Annotated in this window: 1 rRNA gene; it reads left to right on the top strand. The window is 50.5% G+C overall.

Annotated elements, in window-relative coordinates:
• Nucleotides 1–2,845: ribosomal RNA gene (locus tag GVV58_RS15065) — 23S ribosomal RNA — on the top strand; the annotation flags it as partial.
• Between the last annotated feature and the right edge of the window lie 23 nt (nt 2,846–2,868).

Here is a 2,868-nt window from a genome sequence, read left to right as displayed (position 1 = left end):
GAAAGACGTGATAGCCTGCGAAAAGCTCCGGGGAGGCGGCAAATATCCTGTGATCCGGAGATGTCTGAATGGGGAAACCCACTTACCATAAGGTAGGTATTGCATGATGAATACATAGTCATGCAAGGCGAACGAGGGGAAGTGAAACATCTCAGTACCCTTAGGAAAAGAAATCAATTGAGATTCCCTCAGTAGCGGCGAGCGAAAGGGGAAGAGCCCATTAAGTCATATAAGTTCTAGTGGAACGCTCTGGGAAGTGCGACCGTAGACGGTGATAGTCCTGTACACGAAAGGGCTTATATGATGATGTCGAGTAGGGCGAGGCACGTGAAACCTTGTCTGAATATGGGGGGACCATCCTCCAAGGCTAAATACTCCTGACTGACCGATAGTGAACCAGTACCGTGAGGGAAAGGCGAAAAGAACCCCTGTGAGGGGAGTGAAATAGATCCTGAAACCGCATGCATACAAGCAGTGGGAGCCGACTTGTTCGGTGACTGCGTACCTTTTGTATAATGGGTCAGCGACTTATATTCAGTAGCAAGGTTAACCGAATAGGGGAGCCGTAGGGAAACCGAGTCTTAATAGGGCGCATTAGTTGCTGGGTATAGACCCGAAACCAGGTGATCTATCCATGAGCAGGTTGAAGGTTGGGTAACACTAACTGGAGGACCGAACCCACTGTCGTTGAAAAGCCAGGGGATGACTTGTGGATAGGGGTGAAAGGCTAATCAAACTTGGTGATAGCTGGTTCTCCCCGAAAGCTATTTAGGTAGCGCCTCGGACGAATACCATTGGGGGTAGAGCACTGTTTCGGCTAGGGGGTCATCCCGACTTACCAAACCGATGCAAACTCCGAATACCAATGAGTACTATCCGGGAGACAGACTGCGGGTGCTAACGTCCGTAGTCAAGAGGAAAACAATCCAGACCGCCAGCTAAGGCCCCAAAATTATAGTTAAGTGGGAAACGATGTGGGAAGGCATAGACAGCTAGGAGGTTGGCTTAGAAGCAGCCACCCTTTAAAGAAAGCGTAATAGCTCACTAGTCGAGTCGGCCTGCGCGGAAGATGTAACGGGGCTAAAACTATATGCCGAAGCTGCGGATGCATAATTTATTATGCGTGGTAGGGGAGCGTTCTGTAAGCCGATGAAGGTGGATTGAGAAGTCTGCTGGAGGTATCAGAAGTGCGAATGCTGACGTGAGTAACGACAAAGCGAGTGAAAAACTCGCTCGCTGAAAGACCAAGGGTTCCAGTCCAACGTTAATCGGGGCTGGGTGAGTCGACCCCTAAGGCGAGGCCGAGAGGCGTAGTCGATGGGAAATTGGTTAATATTCCAATACTTCTGTGTAATGCGATGAGAGGACGGAGAAGGTTAAGTCAGCCTGGCGTTGGTTGTCCAGGTGGAAGGTTGTAGGCATGCATCTTAGGCAAATCCGGGGTGCTCTATGCTGAGAACTGATAGCAAGCTGTACTTGTACAGTGAAGTGGCTGATACCATGCTTCCAGGAAAAGTCTCTAAGCTTCAGTTACACAGGAATCGTACCCGAAACCGACACAGGTGGTCAGGTCGAGTAGACCAAAGCGCTTGAGAGAACTCTGCTGAAGGAACTAGGCAAAATGGTACCGTAACTTCGGGAGAAGGTACGCTGCTTTTGGTGATGGAACTTGCTTCCTGAGCTGAGAGCAGCCACAGAAACCAGGCCCCTGCAACTGTTTATTAAAAACATAGCACTCTGCAAACACGAAAGTGGACGTATAGGGTGTGATGCCTGCCCGGTGCTGGAAGGTTAATTGATGGGGTTAGCGTAAGCGAAGCTCTTGATCGAAGCCCCAGTAAACGGCGGCCGTAACTATAACGGTCCTAAGGTAGCGAAATTCCTTGTCGGGTAAGTTCCGACCTGCACGAATGGCATAATGATGGGGGCGCTGTCTCCAGCAGAGACTCAGTGAAATCGAATTCGCCGTGAAGATGCGGTGTACCCGCGGCTAGACGGAAAGACCCCGTGAACCTTTACTGCAGCTTGACATTGAACTTTGATCTTACTTGTGTAGGATAGGTGGGAGGCTTTGAAACCGAGACGCTAGTTTCGGTGGAGCCAATCTTGAAATACCACCCTGGTAATATTGAGGTTCTAACTCTGCTCCATGATCTGGAGCGAGGACCATGTCTGGTGGGTAGTTTGACTGGGGCGGTCTCCTCCTAAAGAGTAACGGAGGAGTACGAAGGTGCGCTCAGCGTGGTCGGAAATCACGCGTAGAGTATAAAGGCAAAAGCGCGCTTAACTGCGAGACCCACAAGTCGAGCAGGTACGAAAGTAGGTCTTAGTGATCCGGTGGTTCTGTATGGAAGGGCCATCGCTCAACGGATAAAAGGTACTCTGGGGATAACAGGCTGATACCGCCCAAGAGTTCATATCGACGGCGGTGTTTGGCACCTCGATGTCGGCTCATCTCATCCTGGGGCTGAAGCAGGTCCCAAGGGTATGGCTGTTCGCCATTTAAAGAGGTACGCGAGCTGGGTTTAGAACGTCGTGAGACAGTTCGGTCCCTATCTACCGTGGGCGTTGGAAATTTGAGAGGATCTGCTCCTAGTACGAGAGGACCAGAGTGGACGAACCTCTGGTGTACCGGTTGTGACGCCAGTCGCATCGCCGGGTAGCTATGTTCGGAAGGGATAACCGCTGAAAGCATCTAAGCGGGAAGCCTACCTCAAGATAAGATTTCCCTAGGACTTTATGTCCTCTAAAGAGCCGTTGAAGACTACGACGTTGATAGGTTGGATGTGGAAGTGCAGTGATGCATGAAGCTGACCAATACTAATTGCTCGTGAGGCTTGACTATACAACACCCAAACAGTTGTTGTA

Origin of the sequence: Acinetobacter sp. 18QD2AZ41W (assembly GCF_009829025.1) — a bacterium.
GTDB classification, from domain to species: Bacteria; Pseudomonadota; Gammaproteobacteria; order Pseudomonadales; family Moraxellaceae; genus Acinetobacter; species Acinetobacter pseudolwoffii.
This window is presented reverse-complemented; position numbering and strand designations above follow the sequence as displayed.